The organism is Lentilitoribacter sp. EG35, assembly GCF_040784015.1.
Classification (GTDB): domain Bacteria; phylum Pseudomonadota; class Alphaproteobacteria; order Rhizobiales; family Rhizobiaceae; genus Lentilitoribacter.
The window spans coordinates 229,463-249,437 of the sequence record NZ_JBFNGQ010000004.1 but is presented as its reverse complement, the minus strand read 5'-3'; the positions used below and the strand labels follow the sequence as shown (position 1 = coordinate 249,437).

Below are 19,975 nucleotides of genomic sequence, written 5' to 3'. Positions count from 1 at the left end.
TCTACAAGCCTCGAATTTCTTCTTCGTGCCAAGCCCAAGAATAATCTGGCTCAAATTGACCCCAATTCTTCTCATAAATACACATTAAATCAGGTTTTAGCTTTCTTATTTCATTATAACATTTACAAAATAATGATCGAAAACCTTTCGGTGAAATGACTAAAAAATCATATTCATAGGGATATCGCCAGTCAACAAAAGATGTATCAAGAACATTTATGGCCTCATCTTCATACTCAAGAAACCCGCGTTTATTTTCTGGCAGAGCTTCTGACAATTTTTTTATACTATGTCCATTCGTTCCTTTTGGTAAATCACACTCATAATGACGCAACAGAATTTTTAAAACTATCTCAACTGACAATGCATAATTAACGATCGTGGGCGCTGATACAGAATGTTCTGGATACACACCAAATTTCAGTGGAGGGACACACCTCTCCGCTGCCAGGAAAAAAGCAGCAGCTGTGTCAATCATTCTTTGGAAGTCAACATTTTCAATTTTAGTTGCCATTACTTGGCCAGTTCTTTCAAGCCAAGACGAATAAGTTTTGCACTATCGGCATCATCGCCCGCATCGCGAATGGCTGCTCCGACCGCAGAAGCAGCTTGCTCTCGCGAATATCCCAAATTGCAAAGTGCAGATACAGCATCGGCAACAGGAGCGGATGCTACGCCATCACCAATATTCTGCTTGAGCCCCATATCCGGCGCATCAAGACCACCAAGAAGTGGTGCTTTGTTTTTAAGTTCAGTCACAATTCGTTGCGCAACTTTTGGCCCAATACCGGGCGCTCTGGCGACCATTGCTTTATCCTGCAAGGCAATAGCATTAGACAAATCAGAAGCAGAGAGCGTTGATAAAATAGCAAGTGCCACCTTTGCTCCAACACCTTGGACGCTTTGTAAAAGGCGGAACCACTCCCGTTCCAACTCGGTTGCGAAACCAAAAAGTTTAAGCTGATCTTCACGCACATAGGTTTCAATAAATAAGATGACAGCCTCGCCTGCAGAACCAATATTACCTAATGTGCGCCCCGAACAAAACGCTACATAGCAAACACCGTGCACATCAATGAGGACATAATCTCCAGCGATCTCTTCAATCGTGCCTTTAAGTTTACCGATCATAATTATACCGCCGCTATTTTATAGGTTGCGCTCGTGCGGTTATGCGCATGACAAATTGCAATTGCCAGCGCATCCGCCGCATCATCGGATGTAAATTCTGCTTTCGGCATGAGAACTTTGACCATCATATGAATTTGTTTTTTATCTCCATGGCCAACACCAATGACTGATTTCTTCACCGCATTTGGTGCATATTCCGCCACACGAAGCCCTGATCGAGCAGGCACAAGCATTGCGACACCACGAGCCTGACCAAGCTTTAGCGTTGAAGTCGGGTTCACATTCACAAATGTGTTTTCAACGGCAGCTTCAAAGGGTTGATGGGAATGAATAATACCTTCCAAACCATCATAAATTTGACAAAGGCGAGAGGCAAGATCAGCTTTACCATCAGACTTGACTGTACCAGAGGCTACAAAACGTAAAGAATTACCCAAGACATCAATAATGCCCCAGCCAGTATTTCTAAGCCCCGGATCAATACCGATAATTCGAATCGCGTCGTTCATCTGCTCACCCTATGTGTTTAGGTGATAAACATCTACCAAAAACGTGAACAAAACAAAAACAAATCACACAAAACTATTTAAAATAAAAAAGCCGAGCAAATGCCCGGCTTAGAAAATTCGATTAAAGAACCTGCCTAGGACAGTTTAGCCATCACTTCGTCAGAAATATCAAAGTTTGAATAAACGTTTTGAACATCATCATCATCGTCTAAAACATCCATAAAACGCATAAGTTGCTCAGCCTTGGTCTCGTCAACTGGTGTTTCGTTTTGAGGTTTCCAGATGGGCTTAACAGTTTTTGGCTCGCCCAAAGCAGCTTCAAGTGCTGACGATACATCTCCAATATCTTCAAAAGCACAATAGATCGTATGTGTTTCTTCATCAGAAACTACATCTTCAGCACCAGCTTCGATACCAGCTTCCATGATAGTGTCCTCGTCTCCAACTTCTACTGGGTAGATAATCTCGCCAACACGGTCGAACATAAAGCCGACCGAACCAGTTTCCCCCAATGCCCCGCCAGATTTTGTAAAAGCTGTTCGAACATTTGATGCAGTGCGATTGCGGTTATCAGTCAAAGCCTCAACAATAACGGCAACACCGCCTGGGCCATATCCCTCATAACGCACTTCGTCATAATTCTCGCCATCTTTATCCGCAGCTTTGTTAATTGCGCGCTGGATATTATCCTTTGGCATAGACAATGATTTGGCATTCTGAACAGCTAATCGAAGACGCGGGTTCATTGACACATCAGGCGCACCCATTTTTGCAGCAACGGTTATTTCCCGAGCTAACTTTGAGAACATCTTGGAGCGAACAGCATCCTGACGTCCCTTGCGGTGTTGAATATTCTTAAACTTGGAATGGCCTGCCATGAAACCCTCTTTGTAATTTCTCGTAATCTAAAAATCGATTTCCCGCCTTATAAAAACAAAACGCCTTAAGGTCTAGGTTTATTGTATTATGTGTACCGTGAAGTCCTATAACCAGAAACTAGGTACAGTTTCTTCAAGTCTTGCACCTTTACGAAGTGGTGCAATCTTCTCAGCCAACCCAGTACGGTCTGAAATTTCAACGCCAACACCGCAAATTGTTGCCGGACCTGTTGCAATTTCCATCCGCCCTCTTGGTATTTTGGTTACGAACCGATTGATCAGTTCTTCTTTTTCCATACCAAGAGATGAATTATAATCGCCACACATGCCTGAATCGCTCATATAGCCCGTACCGCCATCCAAAATCTGGCAATCCGCTGTTGGCATATGGGTATGTGTGCCGACAACCAGGCTTGCTCGCCCATCAACGAAATGGCCAAAGCACTGTTTCTCGCTTGTTGCTTCCGCATGAAAATCCAGAATAACGGCATCCGCTTGCTCGCCCAATGGGCAAGAGCCAAGAACCTCTTCGGCACACGCAAATGGATCGTCCAGATCAGGATGCATGAAAACACGCCCCATGATGTTTGACACAAGCACTTGCGCACCATTTCGCGCTTGAACCAAAGTCGCACCACGACCTGGTGTACCTTTTGGATAATTAGCAGGGCGAAGAAATGTATCGTAGCGTTCACAAAATGATAGCGCTTCTTTTTGCCCCCAAACATGGTTGCCGGTGGTCACGACATCAGCGCCAGCATCAATTGTTTTTAAAAATATCTCTTCTGTTATACCAAAACCGTGAGCTGCATTTTCGCCATTGACCACAACAAAATCGAGTTTGAAATCAGATATCAACCCCGGAAGCTGGTCCCAGACCGCTTCGCGGCCGGTTGAACCGACCATATCACCTAAAAATAGAAATCTCATGCCGCCTCTATAAGGGGGCTTTAAAATTCGCGCAAGCCACGCTCAGTTAAAATGAAATCAAGCGGTACGTCATGGTCATCCGTTGGAACCTCATCAACCTCTTGGGTAGAAAATGCAACACCAATCAATGTTTGAGCTTTTCCCAGTCCTTTAAGTTTTTCAATCGCGCGATCATAAAACCCGCCGCCATAACCAATGCGATCACCGTTCTGATCAAATACGGAAAGCGGAACAAGCATGACATCTGGCAGAAGAACCGATGATGCATCATCCGGCGCCAACGTTCCAAAACCATTGCCTACGAGTTTTGTTCCCGCCATGAATTCTCTAAACTCAATCTCTGTTTTAGATAAGATATACGGTAAGCAAACTCTGTTTTTTCGCGTCCAAAGCCTTGAAATAACTGGTTTGAGATCAACTTCCGAGCGTATTGGTAAAAACGCGGACACAATTCCATCGGGCTCCACATGGCAATCCTTGAAGTGCTCGGCAATCTCTTGTGAAAACTTGGTGCGTATCTCAACGGACAAAGCATCACGTCGCGCCAGAACTTCAGAACGAATTTTTTGCTTTAAATCAGAAACGTCCGCAACCTTGGAAATATCTACCATGCTATGCTCCAAAAAGTGCGATCCACTGACAATCGATGGAATTTTAAAATCCTAGGAACCTACAATGTAGGTGGGCGCCGTGTGCTCCGACCCACGAGCCAAAGCAGGGACAGCTCCCTTAGAATTAATTAAGGCCCGAGGATATTGTGTCCTGTCGGAAAGAGCAGATCGCTTACACGATATAGTCTCAGTCGTAGTTTATTACCACCCAATTCCGAATATGGAACAGAATTTTCTGTTTAAACCCATCAGAAACTACCAAGATTTTGGCATTCAATTTTAATCATTCTTGTTGAGTTTGTCCGCAATATTCGAAATTTGCGTTGCAACAGTACTAAGGGTGCTTGCAACACTCGTATCCATTTTTTCAGCATTTTGAAGCGCATTGTCACGCGTTGTTTTGACGAGATCTAATTCAGATTGAACGCCCTTCAGCTTGCCTTGCACTTCCGATAACTCATCCATCACCATAATACCGGCCATAACAGTCAGTCGTTGGTCACCAATTTCACCAAATTGAGATCTCAAGCTCAGTACATATTTATCAAACTTCTCAGCAAGGTCATTCAGATGTTCTTCCTGCCCGGCCTCGCATGCCATGCGGTAGGATTTACCGTCGATAGTAACTGTAACCTGAGACATTTAACCCTCAATTACCCCGATCAAGTACAGCGCGAATAGTTTCCATCGCTGTGACTAACCGACGAGATACTTCCCGATTAGCTTCTTCTAGTTGATTGGCACGGTTTTGTGCACCATCAAGTTCTTCAGCCAGCTTTGATCGATCTGATATCATAGATTTCAATTCTTCTTGTGATTGTTCAGCGTCTTTCTGATTTTCCAGACGGCGCCCAACCGCGCTTTCAAGCGACGTTACCGCATTTGTCAGCTGATCTAACGCTGATTTCACTGCTAAATCTTCAGTACTCATAGCCCATATATCCCCAAGAATGCGAATCAAGCCCCCTATAACCTACAGGAAAAGACATTTTCATAGCCCAAAGCCCTAGTCAATAAAGCTTCACGGGTTCAAATTGCTCGTACACATCAAATCAATTTATTCACTCGTTTCGATCAATTCACACTCAAAAGAAGTTACTTTCATTGACTCCACCCCGCGAAGTGCTATGACAGCGACGCCGTTGTGCTGGAGACACCGCAACCCTCCCTAGATGATAAAATACAGGCATAAATATGACATCCACGGTTAAACATCAGCAATTGGCGAACGCCATCAGGTTTTTGTCAATGGACGCTGTCCAAAAAGCTAATTCAGGCCACCCCGGTCTTCCTATGGGCGCGGCAGACATCGCGACCACCCTTTTCACCAAACATTTGAAGTTTGATCCAAAAAACCCATCCTGGCCAGATCGCGATCGATTTGTCTTGTCTGCTGGTCACGGCTCAATGCTCATTTATTCATTGCTCTACCTGACTGGCTATGATGATATTTCATTGGAAGACCTCAAAAACTTCCGTCAGCTTGGCTCACCAACCGCTGGTCACCCTGAATATGGTCATATTCCAGGTATTGAAACAACAACTGGTCCGCTTGGCCAAGGCATTGCAAATGCTGTTGGTATGGCAATCGCTGAACGCAAGCTTGCTGATGAATTTGGTGCTGACATTGTCGATCATAATACCTACGCACTTGTGGGTGATGGATGCTTAATGGAAGGTATCAGTCAAGAAGCTATTACGCTTGCTGGACATTTAAAACTCAACAAGTTGATCGTTCTTTGGGATGATAACAATATCTCAATCGACGGTGCTATTTCAGTCAGTGATTCGACGGATCAAGAGGCTCGCTTTAAATCATGTAACTGGAACACTCTTCGTGTAGATGGACATGATCCAGAAGCAATTTCTGCTGCCATTGAAGAAGCAAAAGCATCTGACAAGCCGACAATGATCGCTTGTAAAACTCAAATTGGTTATGGCTCTCCGAAGAAAGCCGGCACTGCAGGTGCTCATGGTGCTCCGCTTGGAGATGATGAGATTGCAGCAACCCGCGAAGCTCTCGGTTGGGACGCTGCGCCGTTTGAAATCCCATCCGATATTCTCGATGCATGGCGTCTTGCGGGCCTTCGTTCTGCGAAAGTTCACAAAGACTGGGAAAAGCGCATCAAGGAAGGTGACTCTGACATCAGATGTACGTTTGAACGTCGCATGAACGGTGAATTGCCGGGCGCATTGGTTCCCGCACTTCTTGAATACAAAAAAGCTCTTGCAGAAGACAAGCCAAAAGAAGCAACACGCAAAGCCTCGCAGCTTGTGCTCGAAGTCATCAACGGTGCGGTTCCTGAAACAATTGGCGGCTCTGCCGATCTGACTGGATCAAATAACACAAAGACAAGCCAAACAGTTTCCATTACACCTGATGATTTCTCAGGCAGATACCTGCACTATGGCATCCGTGAGCATGGTATGGCAGCCGCAATGAATGGTATTGCGCTACATGGCGGTTTGATTCCCTATTCAGGCGGCTTCCTAATTTTCTCTGATTATTGCCGTCCGTCAATTCGTCTGGCAGCTCTTATGGGTATCCGAGTCATTCACGTATTCACACATGATTCTATCGGCCTTGGCGAAGATGGTCCAACCCACCAACCTGTTGAACAAATGGCTTCGCTTAGAACTATTCCTAATCTCAACATGTTCCGCCCAGCGGACATTACCGAGACATTGGAATGCTGGCAGCTAGCTCTCGAATCAGAAACGCGCCCTTCTGGTATTGCCCTGACACGTCAAGGCCTACCAGCTCTTCGCACAACTTACGTTGAAGAAAACCTATGCGCGCACGGTGCATATGAACTTGCATCTGAAAGCGATGCACAAGTAACTATTTTTGCTTCCGGTTCTGAAGTCGAGATTGCCATGAGTGCGAAAGCATTGCTGGACGCAAAAGGTCACACAACACGTGTTGTGTCTGTCCCATGTATGGATCTATTTGATGATCAAGACGACGCGTATAAAGCTGCAATCATCGGTGACAGCCCTGTTAAAGTTGCCATCGAAGCAGGTGTTCGCCAAGGTTGGGATCAATTCATTGGCTCAGATGGCATATTTATCGGCATGAACTCCTTTGGTGCGTCAGGTCCTTATCAAGAACTTTATGAGCATTTCGGAATCACACCTGAGGCTGCAGTTTTGGCAGTCGAGGCAAAGTTATAATAATAAATAACACCAGTACAATATTGGGGACAATCCTAACCCTATTATTATTCGGAGAATATAAATGACAGTAAAAGTTGCTATTAATGGTTTTGGCCGCATTGGACGTAATGTTCTACGTGGTATTATGGAATCTGGGCGTAATGACATCCAAGTTGTTGCGATTAATGATTTAGGTCCTGTTGAAACAAATGCACATCTTATGCGTTATGATAGTGTACACGGAAAATTCCCCGGTACAGTTACTGTCGACGGTGATACAATCGATGTAGGGCAAGGACCGATCAAAGTAACAGCTATTCGCGACCCTAAAGACCTTCCTTGGGCAGACGTTGATGTAGCTCTTGAATGTACTGGTATTTTTGCAAGTCGTGAAAAAGCGTCATTACACTTGGAAAATGGCTCATCTAAAGTCCTTATTTCTGCACCGGGTGGCAATGATGTTAAGACCATTGTTTATGGTGTAAACGATGAAGACCTTACAGCAGATGACAAAGTTGTTTCAAACGCTTCTTGTACAACCAACTGCCTTACACCTGTAGCGTACGTTCTGAACAATGCCTTCGGCATTGAAAAAGGCTATATGACGACAATTCACTCATATACGGGTGACCAACCTACGCTCGATACTATGCATAAAGATTTATATCGTGGTCGTGCCGCAGCTGTATCTATGATACCAACATCAACAGGTGCTGCAAAAGCTATTGGCCTTGTTCTTCCAGAACTTAAAGGCAAGTTGGATGGCTCTGCGATCCGCGTTCCAACGCCAAACGTATCTGTTGTTGATCTTAAGTTCATCCCGTCACGCGATGTAACAGAAGACGAAGTAAACAATGCCATCCGTGAGGCTGCAGACGGTCCGCTAAAAGGTATTTTGGGTTATACAGACGAGCCATTGGTTTCAATTGATTTGAACCATAATCCGCATTCTTCAATCTTCCACATGGACCAGACCAAAGTTATGGAAGGCAACCTTGTTCGCATCCTAACATGGTATGACAATGAGTGGGGCTTCTCAAATCGCATGGCAGATACAGCCGTTGCAATGGGTAAGTTGAACTAATCTAGTTCATAAAGTACTTAGAAAACCGGAATTAGCGTTCCGGTTTTTTTTTGGATAATAGTATGAATTCTCAAAAGCAATTTCATATTTTTAAAAATTCCGTTATCAAAGCACCAACACCAATTCTAAAATCGGGTAATGACAATGACTTTTAAAACTTTGGACGATATTTCTGATCTTAATGGCAAGCGTGCCCTCGTCCGTGTTGACCTAAATGTACCCGTAAAAGACGGAAATGTAACAGATGTAACGCGCATTGAACGCATTGCACCAACCCTGCAGGAATTATCTCGCAAAGGTGCAAAAGTCATTCTTATGGCACATTTTGGCCGCCCAAAAGGTGAAGTTGTTGAATCTATGTCACTGAAGCCAATCGCGCAGTCCGTTGAAGAAGTTTTGGACATGCACATTCATTTTGCAAGCAACTGCATTGGTGATGCAGCAAAAGAAGCCGTTGATGCTCTGCACAATGGCGATATTCTTCTCTTGGAAAACACACGTTTTCACAAAGGTGAAGAAACCAATGATGCAGGCTTTGCCAAAGCTCTTGCCGAAAATGGTGATCTTTACATTAATGACGCATTCTCTGCTGCCCATCGTGCCCATGCATCCACAGAAGGACTAACAAAGCTACTTCCGTCATATGCTGGTCGCACCATGCAGGCGGAATTGGATGCACTAAACTCTGCCTTGGGCGACCCAAAACATCCGGTGGGTGCCGTTGTTGGCGGCGCAAAAGTATCGACTAAAATTGACCTATTGGAAAATCTGGTTACGAAAATTGATGTTCTGATTATTGGCGGCGGCATGGCCAACACGTTCCAGGCAGCTTTAGGCGCCGATATGGGCGATTCGTTACAAGAGCCGGATATGTACGACAAAGCCCACGCTATCATGAAAGCCGCAAAAGAAAATGGTTGTCGAATTGTTTTGCCAACAGATGGTAAAATCTCAGCTGAATTCAAAGCGGATGCTGCTTACGAGGTGATGGCTATGACCCCAGATACAGTCATCCCAAAAGGAAAACAATCGCTTGATGCAGGTGATGCGACGATTGCAAATGTCATTGCAGAATTCGAAAAACTAAACACATTAATCTGGAATGGCCCATTCGGTGCGTTTGAAATCCCACCGTTTGATGGTGCAACTGTAGCTATTGCAAGAGCTGCTGCTGAAATTACCGAAGATGGTAGGTTGGTCTCAGTTGCGGGTGGTGGAGATACAGTATCCGCGCTTAATCTGGCCGGTGCTGCAGATAGCTTCAGCTATATCTCAACTGCCGGCGGTGCGTTTCTGGAATGGATGGAAGGCAAACCACTGCCAGGCGTTCTAGCGCTAAACAGCTAGGTTCATTAATTTCCAGATGTCACAGGCAATTCAGCAAGCGCGTTCAAGCCAATGCGCTTGCGCCATTTTACATCTTTTTGGTCCACTGCCAGTTTAAGGTTGGGAAAGTGCGTAAAAAGCGCTTTGATTGCGACCCTACCCTCAATTCGCGCGAGCAAATGCCCAAGGCAAAAGTGAATACCGGTGCCAAACGCCATATGGCGATTTGGTTTTCGCGACAAGTTCAACTTTTCAGGATCTTCAAACACGGTTTCATCATAGTTGGCAGCCGTCAGCAACGGCATGATCAGCTCGCCCTTTTTAACTAGCGTTCCATCAATTATTATATCTTCATAGGCATAACGCGGCTTGGTCATCTGCACGGGCGTTACAAATCTTAGAAGTTCTTCAACTGCAAGATCTATTCGCGACCAATCTTCAAGTAGCCAATCTTTCTGATCCTGGTGTGTCAGGAGAGCAAATAGCCCACCGGAGATCAAATGAGTTGTTGTTTCATGACCGGCGATTAAAAGGAGAAAAACCATCGCCAGTAATTCATCATCAGAAATCGCTGCTCTCTCTTTCTTCATGGCGATAAGTTGCGCAATCAATCCGTCACCATCAATACCATCCTCGGTGTCAATCTTGATTCGCAGATATTTTGCCATGGCTCGCAAATTGGGAACCAGCATCAAGAAACCCCAGATGCCATCAACACGCGTAAAGCCTTCTGCCCATTTTGCAAACTGAGCACGATCAGATTTCGGAAGACCCAAAAGTTCGCAAATGACCGTAAGTGGAAAATGCCGCGCAAACCCATTGACGATATCAACCATTGAACCATCATCAAACAAGGTCGAAATCATACCGTCTGCGATCTCTTCAATGCGTGGTTCAAGCCCCATAATGGCGTCTTTACGAAATGCTCTATCCACAATATGGCGCAGACGTTCATGTTCTGGTTGGTCCATTGTCAACATATTAGATGCTAAAAGCTGGATTACTCTGGGCATCCACCATCGCATTCCAACAACACTTCCATCCGGTTTTCGTACCCTGAAGATTTCCTGGTTTTTCAAAACTTCTATAGATGTTTGCTGATTGGTCACAAACCAGACTTTACCGAGAATAGGAATTTTCTCACGGTGGAGTGAACCGGAGTGCTTTAAAAATTCAATCGTTTTAAATGGATTCTCCGAAAGCTCTGACGATGAAACGAGACTCATGATTCTAATTTCACTCCATTTTTACAAAGACTTATGATCAACGTGTCGCATTTTAACAATATTATATGCGTGCATTTTACCATGAATGAAAGAAATCTCTGAACTAAATCGTTTAAATTATTTTTAAATCGTTTTAAATAAATTCAGCGCTATTTAAATTTTTTAAATCCTCTGTTATCAACCTCTCCAACAGCCTTCCAATGGGCATATATTGGCACACAATTTGGAGATATCAATATGACTGAACGTTTAGAAGATATTGCGCAGGCAATGGTCCAGCCTGGGCAAGGTATTCTTGCAGCCGATGAATCAACTGGCACAATCAAAAAGCGCCTAGATTCAATCGGTGTTGAATCAAGTGAAGAAACACGCCGCGATTATCGTGAGATGCTGTTCCGTACAGATGACGCAATGAACAATTATATCTCTGGCGTTATTCTTTATGATGAAACGTTACGACAAAAAGCTGCAGACGGCACACCCCTTGTAGATCTGATCAAATCTGCTGGCGCTGTTCCCGGCATTAAAGTCGACATGGGCGCAAAACCACTTGCAGGTCATGCAGGTGAGACAGTAACAGAAGGTCTTGATGGCCTACGCGAAAGATTGAACGAGTATTATGAACTAGGTGCACGGTTTGCCAAATGGCGCGGTGTTATCTCAATCTCAGATACGCTTCCTTCAAAAACGGCTGTCTCTGTTAATGCTCACGCTTTGGCACGCTATGCCTCTCTCTGCCAAGAAGCTGGTATCGTACCAATTGTTGAACCAGAAATTACAATGGATGGTGCGACCTCAACACACGATATTAATAGATGCTTCCAAGTAACGCTCGAAACACTGCAAAAAACTTTTGCCGCCCTTGATGAGCAAGAAGTTAATCTGGAAGGTATGATCCTCAAACCAAATATGATCGTTCCAGGCATCAATTGTGCGCAACAAGCCAGCGTTGAAGAAGTTGCTGAAAAAACACTCCTTTGCCTAAAAACAGCTGTACCAACTGCGGTTCCTGGCATTGCATTCCTATCTGGTGGCCAATCAGAAGAGCAAGCAACCGCTCACCTATCTGCGATGAACGCTATGGGTGACCTCCCTTGGGCGCTTACATTCTCCTACGGTCGTGCTTTGCAAGCTGCTGCGCTAAAAGCATGGGGCGGCAAGTCAGAAAATGTCGCTGCTGGTCAGCGCGCATTTACACATCGCGCTCGCATGAATGGCCTTGCGGCTGTCGGCTCTTGGAAACAAGACATCGAAGCAGCATAACTCAAGATTTCAGCTTATAGATTTAGGCCTCGAGTTCATTCGAGGCCTTTTTTATGACTAGTCGATTGTCAGAACAATTTTACCCATATGCTCACTGGTTTCCATACGTGTATGGGCGTCAGCTGCATTTTCCAAAGGGTACGTAGAATCTATTATCGGCTTGACTTTACGAGAGGCAAGCAAAGGCCAAACATGCTCAAACAACTCATGTGCAATAAAGGCTTTAAATGCCACTGGGCGAGCCCTGAGAGTTGATCCTGTGTGCATCAGGCGCTTTGCCATCAAAAGTGCAAAATCAACATTAGCCCGCCGACCACGCTGAAAAGCTATCTGAACAATCCGACCATCCAATGCAGCAACAGCATAATTGCGATTTATATAATCTCCACCAATCATATCAAGCGTTAGGTCAATACCTTTGTTTGCAGTATGAGACTTAACAACATCTACAAAATCTTGTTTACGATAATCAATAGCGACATCTGCTCCCAAATCCTCAACAAATTTGCATTTTTCCTTCGAACCTACAGTTGTGTAAACAGTGGCACCAAAGATTTTCGCTAGTTGAATTGCGGTTGAACCTATTCCTGATGAACCACCGTGAACAAGAAAAGTCTCCCCATCCTGCAACAAGCCTCTTTGAAAAACATTATGCCAAACAGTGAAGAAAGTTTCCGGCAGCGCGGCTGCTTCAACCATGCTGTAACCTGTAGGAACTGGCAGGACGTTTGCTTCATGCACTTTACAATATTCTGCATATCCACCACCGGGAATTAACGCACAAACGGGATCGCCCTCTTTAAACTTAGTCACCTTTTTGCCAATGCGCTCAACGATTCCCGCCACCTCAAGCCCCGGAATATCTGTCACACCTCTTGGGGGTGGATAATGACCAAGACGCTGCAAACAATCGGGCCGGTTCACACCACAGGCATGGACACGAATGAGTATCTCGTCTGGTGCTGGCTTTGGGAAAGCAATCTGCCCAACAGTTAAAACCTCGGGCCCACCAAATTCGCTAATCTCAATTATTCGCATGATGACCTCGAAAATACGCACTTAACTATTGCGCAGATATTACCTAAGTTAAATTATCTTTCAATCATGCTTCTAGGTAATGTCAATTAAGCTCCTGTTAAGCCTTACAAGTTATTACTAAGTCATCTGACTAGTTTCAGATTTGGCGGAAAATGTAACAGACTTTCTGCTTGACGCCTCCCTGTTAAACTCTTGAGGGCCGCTTGCGGTCCTTTTTTTTGTCTAAATTTAGACAAATTGCATGCTTTAATGGCCAAATCAGCCCGTTAACCTTTCTTTAACATTTAGCTTGCGCAACTTAATAAAAAGCGGCATCTTTATCTGGCTGACCTAGAAAGCGTAGATAATTTAGGCGGCAATGGCGTTAAGTAAGTAGAGAGTAGATTGGCTAATATGTCTGAAACAAACCGCAATACTATCCGTTTTTCCGAGCATGCTGCAAATTCAGAAGGCTTCAAGTCTTTATATGCAGATGGCATGGGCCTTGTTGAAGAAACAGCCGACTACCTTGATAATACAGGTCGCTCTGCCTCAAAGGCACTTCCTCGCATTGCATCTATCCTTTATTCAGCTGAGTCCATGCGCCTAACGACACGCCTTATGCAATTGGCATCTTGGCTGCTATTACAACGCGCTGTGAACAATGGCGAAATGACACGCGACCAAGCGAGCACGGAGAAATCTAAAGTGCGTCTTGAAAGCTTTAATTGTGATCGTAATGCGGCCGGATGGGATGAATTACCAGAAGCTTTCCGCGATTTGATCGAGCGTTCTTTGCGCCTTCAAAATCGTGTTGCACTTTTAGATCGCGAAATTTATCGCCCGGAAGAAGCACATGCAAACATGCGAGAGACTGAAAATTCGATACAAGCGCAGCACAATCTTCTGCAGACTGCTTTCTTGAAAAATTAGTTCGCCAAGCTTTAAAAGCTGGCCAACAAAAAACCCGCCCTAAAAGGCGGGTTTTTTAATTGATATAAGAGAAATCGATTAAAGGCCAAGACCAGCAAAACGATTTTTAAACTTCGTGATACGTCCACCACGGTCCATAAGTTGAGCGCCACCACCAGTCCAAGCTGGGTGAGAATTAGGATCGATCTCCAAATTCATTGTCTCGCCTTCAGAACCCCAAGTCGAGCGTGTCTCATATTCTGTTCCATCAGTCATCACCACTTTGATCGTGTGGTATTCTGGATGAATATCCGCTTTCATAGTTCTATTCCTTTACGGTTAGGCATATGCCTTAAATACAAGCCAGTTTTATCGCTAAATGCGACAAATATCCCAGCATACATTGAGCTTTTCAGACTTTAGAAGAATAAAGTCTTGTAATTCGATGGCGAGGCTATACATCAACCAGAACAATTGCACAAGAGCATCTTATAAATTCGATGATGCAAATGTAGCTTATTTATGAATAAGGAAACTGACGTGGCAACTGACAAAGAAAAAGAACAGAAGCGGGCGTCATTATCCCCATTACGTACACTTTTTCCCTATATCTTACGTTATCCGAAACTCATCATCGGTGCAGGCGTTTTTCTGCTGCTGGCGGCAGCAACAACGCTCACCCTACCCTTGGCTGTTCGGCGCGTGATTGATTTTGGATTTTCAAGCCAGGACCCGGAGTTCATCAATAGTTACTTTACGTTCCTCATGGGCATTGCCATCGTCTTAGGTATCGCAAGTGCGATGCGCTATTATTTTGTGATTCTTTTAGGTGAACGCGTGATCTCGGATCTTCGCAGCGATGTATTTACTCACATCGCGCGGCTTTCTCCGTCATTTTATGATGTTAATCGGTCTGGTGAAATCATTTCCCGCCTGACAGCAGACACAACTCAGATTAAATCCGCCGTTGGTGCAACAGCCTCAATGGCTTTGCGAAACTCAATCCTGTGTTTGGGTGCCATTGTCATGATGTTTTGGACATCATGGACACTTTCACTCTTTGTAGTGATCGGCATCCCCATTGTTGTTATCCCTCTTATTGCATTTGGACGTGCGGTTCGGAAAAGATCACGCAATGCACAAGACACTCTTGCAGACACGATGGGCTTTGCAAGCGAAGCCATCAATGCAACCCGCACATTACAAGCCTTCAATTCTGAGGACCGTGCTATTGGGCGCTTTTCATCCGCAATCGAAGATACATTCGATGCGGCAAAGGCGGCAATAACAACCCGCGCAGCCCTTACGGTGTTTTCCATCTCATTAGTTTTCTGTGGTGTGGTGGGCATCTTGTGGTCCGGTGCTCATTCTGTTCTTGAAGGAGACATGTCAGCTGGTACGCTTGGTCAGTTCCTTCTTTATTCAGTTCTTGCAGCAGGAAGCTTAGGTGGCTTATCAGAAGTATGGGGCGAGTTGTCTCAAGCATCCGGCGCAGCTGAGCGTTTATCTGAGTTACTCAATGAAAGATCTGAAATCGAAGACCCAGTCAATCCGGTAGCTTTACCAGAAAACGTTAAAGGCGAGATTGAGTTTAAGTCTGTCAGCTTTGCCTATCCTACACGTCCAAACGCTAAAATCTTGGATGACTTATCCTTTTCCGTAAAAACTGGCGAAACAGTGGCTATTGTCGGGCCATCAGGTGCAGGTAAAAGCACCTTGTTTTCGCTAGTATTGAGATTTTATGATCCAAGCTCTGGGCAGATACTTATAGATGGTGTCGATGTAAAAGAAGCCCTACTCCATGACATCAGATCGCGTGCAGCCATCGTTCCGCAGGATGTTACCATATTTGCAGCATCCGTTGCTGAAAACATTGCATTTGGTAGTAATGAAGCTTCCGATGAGGATATTAAACAAGCAGGAAAGTCTGCGCTTGTTGAAAAATTCGCCCTTGATATGGATAACGGATACGACAGCGAAATAGGCGAACGCGGCGTAACTCTATCTGGCGGGCAGCGTCAACGTGTTGCTATCGCTCGTGGCATGCTTAAAAACGCACCAATTCTTCTGCTTGATGAAGCCACATCTGCACTTGATGCCCAAAGCGAAAAACTGGTTCAACAAGCGCTTGATCGCATCATGGAGAACCGCACGACACTGATCATCGCACATCGTCTTTCGACCATTCTTAAGGCTGATCGAATACTGGTTATGGACAAAGGCAAAATTATCGAAGAAGGCACACATAAATCGCTCAGTGAAGCGAATGGCATGTATGCTAATTTAGCGAAACTGCAATTTCAGACATAACACTAAAACCTATCTTTCAGTCAACTTCAATTCGATACGGCGGTTCGTGTTACGCGCTTCGACCGTGTCACCTTCTGCAATTGGCTGGAATTCACCAAATCCTGCGGCAACCAAACGGTTTGACGGCACACCCTGTTCAATCAGGAACTTGACGACTGATGTCGCTCGAGCACTTGAGAGCTCCCAGTTATCACGATATCGGCCAGTGCCTGACAAAGGCACATTATCCGTATGGCCATCTACACGCAGAACCCAGTTGATTTCTGAGGGGATTTCCCGAGCAAGATCAAGCATGGCCTCTGCAAGCTTGGCCATTTCTATTTTCCCATCCGGGTTCAACTCATTACCGCCAGATGGAAACAACACCTCTGACTGAAAGACAAAACGATCTCCCACAATACGAATATTGTCGCGGTCCGAAAGAATAGCACGTAAACGACCAAAGAAATCCGAACGATAACGATTAAGCTCTTGCACTCGCTGAGCTAATGCCACGTTTAATCGTCGACCAAGATCCGCGATTTTAACTTGAGCTTCCTCATCCTTAGCATCAGATTGATCTAAAGCATTTTCCAAAGCAGCTAATTGTCGGCGCATTGCTGAAATCTGCTGATTTAACAAAGCCACCTGACTAAGTGCACGTTTGGAAATCTGTCGTTCTTCATCAAGCGTCTGATTTAAACCACTAATTGTTGCTTCAGCAGCTTCTGTTGATCCAGCCCCCTGATTTAGAAGTAATTCAAGGCGAGATTTTTCATCCTCCGACGCGGATAACGATGCTTGTAGGTTGGCAAGTGTATCTTCCAAATCCTGCCGCCCGGTCTGTTCAAGCGCAAGCAATTGGGTCAACTCGTTAATCTGCGAGTTTAACCTCGTAAGCACTTCATCTTTCCCGCTGATTTCTCTGCTTAGAAAAAACTGTGCAAGCACAAAGACGGAAAGCAAAAACATGATGGCGAGCAAAAGGGTCGACAAAGCATCAACAAAGCCCGGCCAATAGTCAACGGAGCGGCTTCTCAAACGATTGCGAGAAAGTGCCATATCTGTGCCCTAGCTTTTATCAATCTTGTCAGCAAGCTTATCAAGCGTCTGACGCATGGCTTTTGATTCATCCTGCTGGGCTTCAATCCAGTCACGCAACATTTGCTGCTCGCTGCGCATGTTCTTAACGAGACCTTGGATACCCTCCGCCAAATTTGCCATAGCTGCCGTTGTGCGTTGATTGGAACCTCCACCGCCGCCGCCATCCACTGACAGCCGCTTCAATTGCTCTGCAACTAGTTTCAGCTCTTCAGAGCTATCGCCACTGGTTTCAATAACAGGCACATTAGCATTACCAACATCGGAGGTCACATCTGTCACCGATGCAAGCCAGTTTTCCAGCTCACCATAAAAACGTCCTTGCGCCCATCCAGCTTGCAGGTCAATGAACCCCAATATCAGCGACCCTGAAAGACCAAACAATGATGATGAAAACGCCGTACCCATGCCTTCAAGAGGCGCACCAAGACCAGTTTTAAGTGCGGCAAGCACATCTTCTGTATTACCAGACCCAGCATCGAGCGAGCCAATAACATCTTTGATCGAGCCAATTGTACCTAACAGACCCCAAAATGTACCCAAAAGACCTAGGAAAACCAGAAGACCAATCAAATAACGCGTTGTATCTCTTGTCTCATCTAACCGAGCGGCAATAGAATCGAGAATTGACCTCAAGGATGATGTTGTAAGTGCTTTTTCCCGCTGCCCGCTAAATAATGCCCGCATGGGAGCCAAAAGAACAGGATCACGGCTGACCTTATCGGCATCACCCGCTGCGCGAAAGGAATTTACCCAACGAACCTCCGGGCTTAGCTGCACAATCTGCTTAACAGCAAGCATAATACCCAACAATAGAACAGCAACGATTAGCCCGTTCAAACCTGGGTTAGACATAAAAGCTGTTTCAATTTGACGAAATAAAATCGCGATCGCAAAACCAGCAATCACCAAAGAAATAATGACACTAAATAGAAATACCAAGGGACTTGATAACTTATTCGGCGACATACCATTTTCCGCCGCTTTATCCCAACTCGATGTTGACATATCTCCATCCGCCTCTTTGCAACAAATCACCCCGTTGGTGAGTGTAAGCAAAAAAATGGCAAAATTAAAAGGTCAACACCGCAAAATTAGAAAAAAATCTAACGGTCACACAGCTTTATTTGGAGCCGGACGCTTAATAACTTCTGTAAGAGCTTTCTGAATATGCTCATTTCCGGCGACGAGATCACCCGTTTCAAACATTTTATAACCACCGGAAACATCATAAATAAATCCGCCAGCCTCCCGGATCATCACGATCCCTGCAGCAATATCCCACGGTTTTAGGTGCTCTTCAAAATGCGCATCCAAATGACCAGACGCCACGTAGGCAAGTTCAAGAGATGCAGCGCCAAAACTGCGAACACCCGAAACTTCGCCCATCATATTAGCGAGCTGAATTAGATAACGACCATGATGACCACGACCAAGATGTGGTGCGCAGGCACCAACAACACAGTCTCGCAATTTTTTACGACCACCAACGCGCAAACGCCGGTCATTCATATATGCGCCACCGCCTTTTTCTGCTGTAAACAGTTCATCAGTGGCTGGATTATAGATAACACCGGCAACCAATTCACCCCCACGCTCAAGCGCAATAGAGATGGAAAAAAAAGGAATACCATGCAAAAAATTAGTCGTGCCATCGAGTGGATCAACGATCCAACGGTGTGTACCGTCGGTACCTTTAACCTCATCATCTTCACTTAAGTAGCCATAGGAGGGGCGTGCGTGCATAAGTTCACCACGAACAATATCTTCCGATTTTTTACCAGCTTCGCCTACAAAACCTGACTGTCCTTTGACAGAAACTTGCAAATTTTGCACTTCGCCGAAATCACGCGATAATGAACGGCCAGCTTTTGTAGCAGCTGTAACCATGACATTTAAAAGGGCTGAACGCGCCATGAGGTATCCTTATTGAACTCCAGAAGAATTCAGTTTTATTGTTTAACTTTCGGCACGACGAACATAAGTGACTTCGTTGGTGTCAACGATAATCTTTTCACCAGCAGTAATAAATGGCGGCACCATAACGCGAACACCATTTTCCATGACAGCAGGCTTGAATGACGATGATACTGTCTGACCTTTAACGACAGGGTCAGCTTCTGTAATTTCCAAAGTGACCTGATCAGGCAAGCGAATGCCAATTGGCTTTTCTTCGTAAGATTCAACAGTTACCATCATACCGTCTTGCAAGAACGCAGAGCGATCACCCACAAATTCCTGTTGAAGTTCCAACTGTTCATAGGTTTCCGTATCCATAAAAACCAGCATTTCGCCTTCTGCATACAAAAATTGATAATCTTTTTGCTCAAGACGAATACGCTCGACAGTCTCGGTTGCGCGAAAACGTTCGTTAAGTTTCGTGCCATTGATCAGGTTTTTCAGTTCGACTTGATTAAATGCGCCACCCTTACCAGGCTTCACAGCATTCGTTTTCACAGCAGCCCAAAGACCACCAGCATGTTCGATCACGTTACCCGGGCGAATTTCATTGCCATTAATTTTCATGGAGTTTTCCAGTGCG

Annotated in this window: 21 protein-coding genes and 1 other RNA gene; 6 read left to right on the top strand and 16 right to left on the bottom strand. The window is 45.0% G+C overall.

The features are described 5' to 3' along the window. Nucleotide 1: 1 nt before the first annotated feature. The 9 genes from AB2J24_RS09805 to AB2J24_RS09765 form a co-directional block, all read right to left on the bottom strand. Nucleotides 2-514 (bottom strand): hypothetical protein, encoded by a 513-nt coding sequence (locus AB2J24_RS09805; protein ID WP_367385331.1) that lies wholly within the window; start codon nucleotides 512-514, stop codon nucleotides 2-4. After that, nucleotides 514-1,131: a Holliday junction branch migration protein RuvA gene (ruvA, locus tag AB2J24_RS09800; RefSeq protein ID WP_367385330.1), complete on the bottom strand. Its 618-nt coding sequence runs from the start codon at nucleotides 1,129-1,131 to the stop codon at nucleotides 514-516. The genes AB2J24_RS09805 and ruvA overlap by 1 nt, the downstream gene beginning before the upstream one ends. 2 nt (nucleotides 1,132-1,133) lie before the next feature. Further along, nucleotides 1,134-1,640 carry a crossover junction endodeoxyribonuclease RuvC gene (ruvC, locus tag AB2J24_RS09795; protein WP_367385329.1) on the bottom strand — a complete coding sequence of 169 codons (507 nt, stop codon included), beginning with the start codon at nucleotides 1,638-1,640 and terminating at the stop codon, nucleotides 1,134-1,136. 134 nt (nucleotides 1,641-1,774) lie between these two features. After that, on the bottom strand, nucleotides 1,775-2,518 hold the full coding sequence (locus AB2J24_RS09790) for a YebC/PmpR family DNA-binding transcriptional regulator (protein ID WP_162653059.1): 744 nt from the start codon (nucleotides 2,516-2,518) through the stop codon (nucleotides 1,775-1,777). Nucleotides 2,519-2,623: 105 nt separating this feature from the next. Continuing rightward, nucleotides 2,624-3,448, bottom strand: a complete 825-nt coding sequence (locus tag AB2J24_RS09785) for a TIGR00282 family metallophosphoesterase (RefSeq protein ID WP_367385328.1) — start codon at nucleotides 3,446-3,448, stop codon at nucleotides 2,624-2,626. 20 nt (nucleotides 3,449-3,468) lie between these two features. Further along, nucleotides 3,469-4,059: a 5-formyltetrahydrofolate cyclo-ligase gene (locus AB2J24_RS09780; RefSeq protein ID WP_367385327.1), complete on the bottom strand. Its 591-nt coding sequence runs from the start codon at nucleotides 4,057-4,059 to the stop codon at nucleotides 3,469-3,471. Between the two features lie 15 nt (nucleotides 4,060-4,074). Further along, nucleotides 4,075-4,232, bottom strand: a non-coding RNA gene (gene ssrS / locus AB2J24_RS09775) — 6S RNA. Between the two features lie 106 nt (nucleotides 4,233-4,338). Beyond that, nucleotides 4,339-4,701, bottom strand: coding sequence for a cell division protein ZapA (locus tag AB2J24_RS09770; protein WP_162653062.1), 363 nt, complete (start codon nucleotides 4,699-4,701; stop codon nucleotides 4,339-4,341). A gap of 7 nt (nucleotides 4,702-4,708) precedes the next feature. After that, the gene (locus AB2J24_RS09765; protein ID WP_367385326.1) at nucleotides 4,709-4,990 is read right to left on the bottom strand and encodes a DUF4164 domain-containing protein; all 282 of its coding nucleotides are present in this window, start codon (nucleotides 4,988-4,990) and stop codon (nucleotides 4,709-4,711) included. Between the two features lie 263 nt (nucleotides 4,991-5,253). Between AB2J24_RS09765 and tkt the strand changes: the two genes are divergently transcribed. The 3 genes from tkt to AB2J24_RS09750 all read left to right on the top strand — a co-directional run bounded on the left by tkt (nucleotide 5,254) and on the right by AB2J24_RS09750 (nucleotide 9,646). After that, nucleotides 5,254-7,233 carry a transketolase gene (tkt, locus tag AB2J24_RS09760; RefSeq protein ID WP_367385325.1) on the top strand — a complete coding sequence of 660 codons (1,980 nt, stop codon included), beginning with the start codon at nucleotides 5,254-5,256 and terminating at the stop codon, nucleotides 7,231-7,233. Between the two features lie 64 nt (nucleotides 7,234-7,297). Further along, nucleotides 7,298-8,299, top strand: a complete 1,002-nt coding sequence (gap, locus tag AB2J24_RS09755) for a type I glyceraldehyde-3-phosphate dehydrogenase (protein ID WP_162653065.1) — start codon at nucleotides 7,298-7,300, stop codon at nucleotides 8,297-8,299. Nucleotides 8,300-8,443: 144 nt separating this feature from the next. Beyond that, entirely contained in the window at nucleotides 8,444-9,646 is a 1,203-nt protein-coding gene (locus AB2J24_RS09750) for a phosphoglycerate kinase (RefSeq protein WP_367385324.1), read from the top strand. 5 nt (nucleotides 9,647-9,651) lie between these two features. Here the strand turns inward: AB2J24_RS09750 and AB2J24_RS09745 are convergent, their stop codons facing one another. Continuing rightward, nucleotides 9,652-10,851, bottom strand: a complete 1,200-nt coding sequence (locus tag AB2J24_RS09745) for a cytochrome P450 (protein WP_367385323.1) — start codon at nucleotides 10,849-10,851, stop codon at nucleotides 9,652-9,654. A 237-nt stretch (nucleotides 10,852-11,088) separates the two neighbouring features. Here AB2J24_RS09745 and AB2J24_RS09740 point away from each other — a divergent pair, with 237 nt between their 5' ends. After that, entirely contained in the window at nucleotides 11,089-12,114 is a 1,026-nt protein-coding gene (locus tag AB2J24_RS09740) for a class I fructose-bisphosphate aldolase (protein ID WP_367385322.1), read from the top strand. A 57-nt stretch (nucleotides 12,115-12,171) separates the two neighbouring features. On the opposite strand, the gene AB2J24_RS09735 is transcribed toward AB2J24_RS09740, so the two are convergent. After that, the gene (locus AB2J24_RS09735; protein WP_367385321.1) at nucleotides 12,172-13,152 is read right to left on the bottom strand and encodes an NAD(P)H-quinone oxidoreductase; all 981 of its coding nucleotides are present in this window, start codon (nucleotides 13,150-13,152) and stop codon (nucleotides 12,172-12,174) included. A 393-nt stretch (nucleotides 13,153-13,545) separates the two neighbouring features. Between AB2J24_RS09735 and AB2J24_RS09730 the strand changes: the two genes are divergently transcribed. Next, nucleotides 13,546-14,064, top strand: a complete 519-nt coding sequence (locus tag AB2J24_RS09730; RefSeq protein WP_162653070.1) for a DUF1465 family protein — start codon at nucleotides 13,546-13,548, stop codon at nucleotides 14,062-14,064. 78 nt (nucleotides 14,065-14,142) lie between these two features. On the opposite strand, the gene rpmE is transcribed toward AB2J24_RS09730, so the two are convergent. Then, the gene (rpmE, locus tag AB2J24_RS09725; protein WP_162653071.1) at nucleotides 14,143-14,364 is read right to left on the bottom strand and encodes a 50S ribosomal protein L31; all 222 of its coding nucleotides are present in this window, start codon (nucleotides 14,362-14,364) and stop codon (nucleotides 14,143-14,145) included. Between the two features lie 219 nt (nucleotides 14,365-14,583). On the opposite strand from rpmE, the gene AB2J24_RS09720 reads away from it, so the two are divergent. Then, nucleotides 14,584-16,353 (top strand): ABC transporter transmembrane domain-containing protein, encoded by a 1,770-nt coding sequence (locus AB2J24_RS09720; protein WP_420883638.1) that lies wholly within the window; start codon nucleotides 14,584-14,586, stop codon nucleotides 16,351-16,353. Nucleotides 16,354-16,362: 9 nt separating this feature from the next. On the opposite strand, the gene AB2J24_RS09715 is transcribed toward AB2J24_RS09720, so the two are convergent. The 4 genes from AB2J24_RS09715 to efp form a co-directional block, all read right to left on the bottom strand. Further along, nucleotides 16,363-17,394, bottom strand: coding sequence for a peptidoglycan -binding protein (locus AB2J24_RS09715; protein WP_162653073.1), 1,032 nt, complete (start codon nucleotides 17,392-17,394; stop codon nucleotides 16,363-16,365). A gap of 9 nt (nucleotides 17,395-17,403) precedes the next feature. After that, nucleotides 17,404-18,441: a MotA/TolQ/ExbB proton channel family protein gene (locus AB2J24_RS09710; protein WP_367385319.1), complete on the bottom strand. Its 1,038-nt coding sequence runs from the start codon at nucleotides 18,439-18,441 to the stop codon at nucleotides 17,404-17,406. Between the two features lie 105 nt (nucleotides 18,442-18,546). Next, nucleotides 18,547-19,350 carry an inositol monophosphatase family protein gene (locus AB2J24_RS09705; RefSeq protein ID WP_162653075.1) on the bottom strand — a complete coding sequence of 268 codons (804 nt, stop codon included), beginning with the start codon at nucleotides 19,348-19,350 and terminating at the stop codon, nucleotides 18,547-18,549. 42 nt (nucleotides 19,351-19,392) lie between these two features. Further along, nucleotides 19,393-19,959, bottom strand: coding sequence for an elongation factor P (efp, locus tag AB2J24_RS09700; RefSeq protein WP_162653076.1), 567 nt, complete (start codon nucleotides 19,957-19,959; stop codon nucleotides 19,393-19,395). Nucleotides 19,960-19,975: the final 16 nt, after the last annotated feature.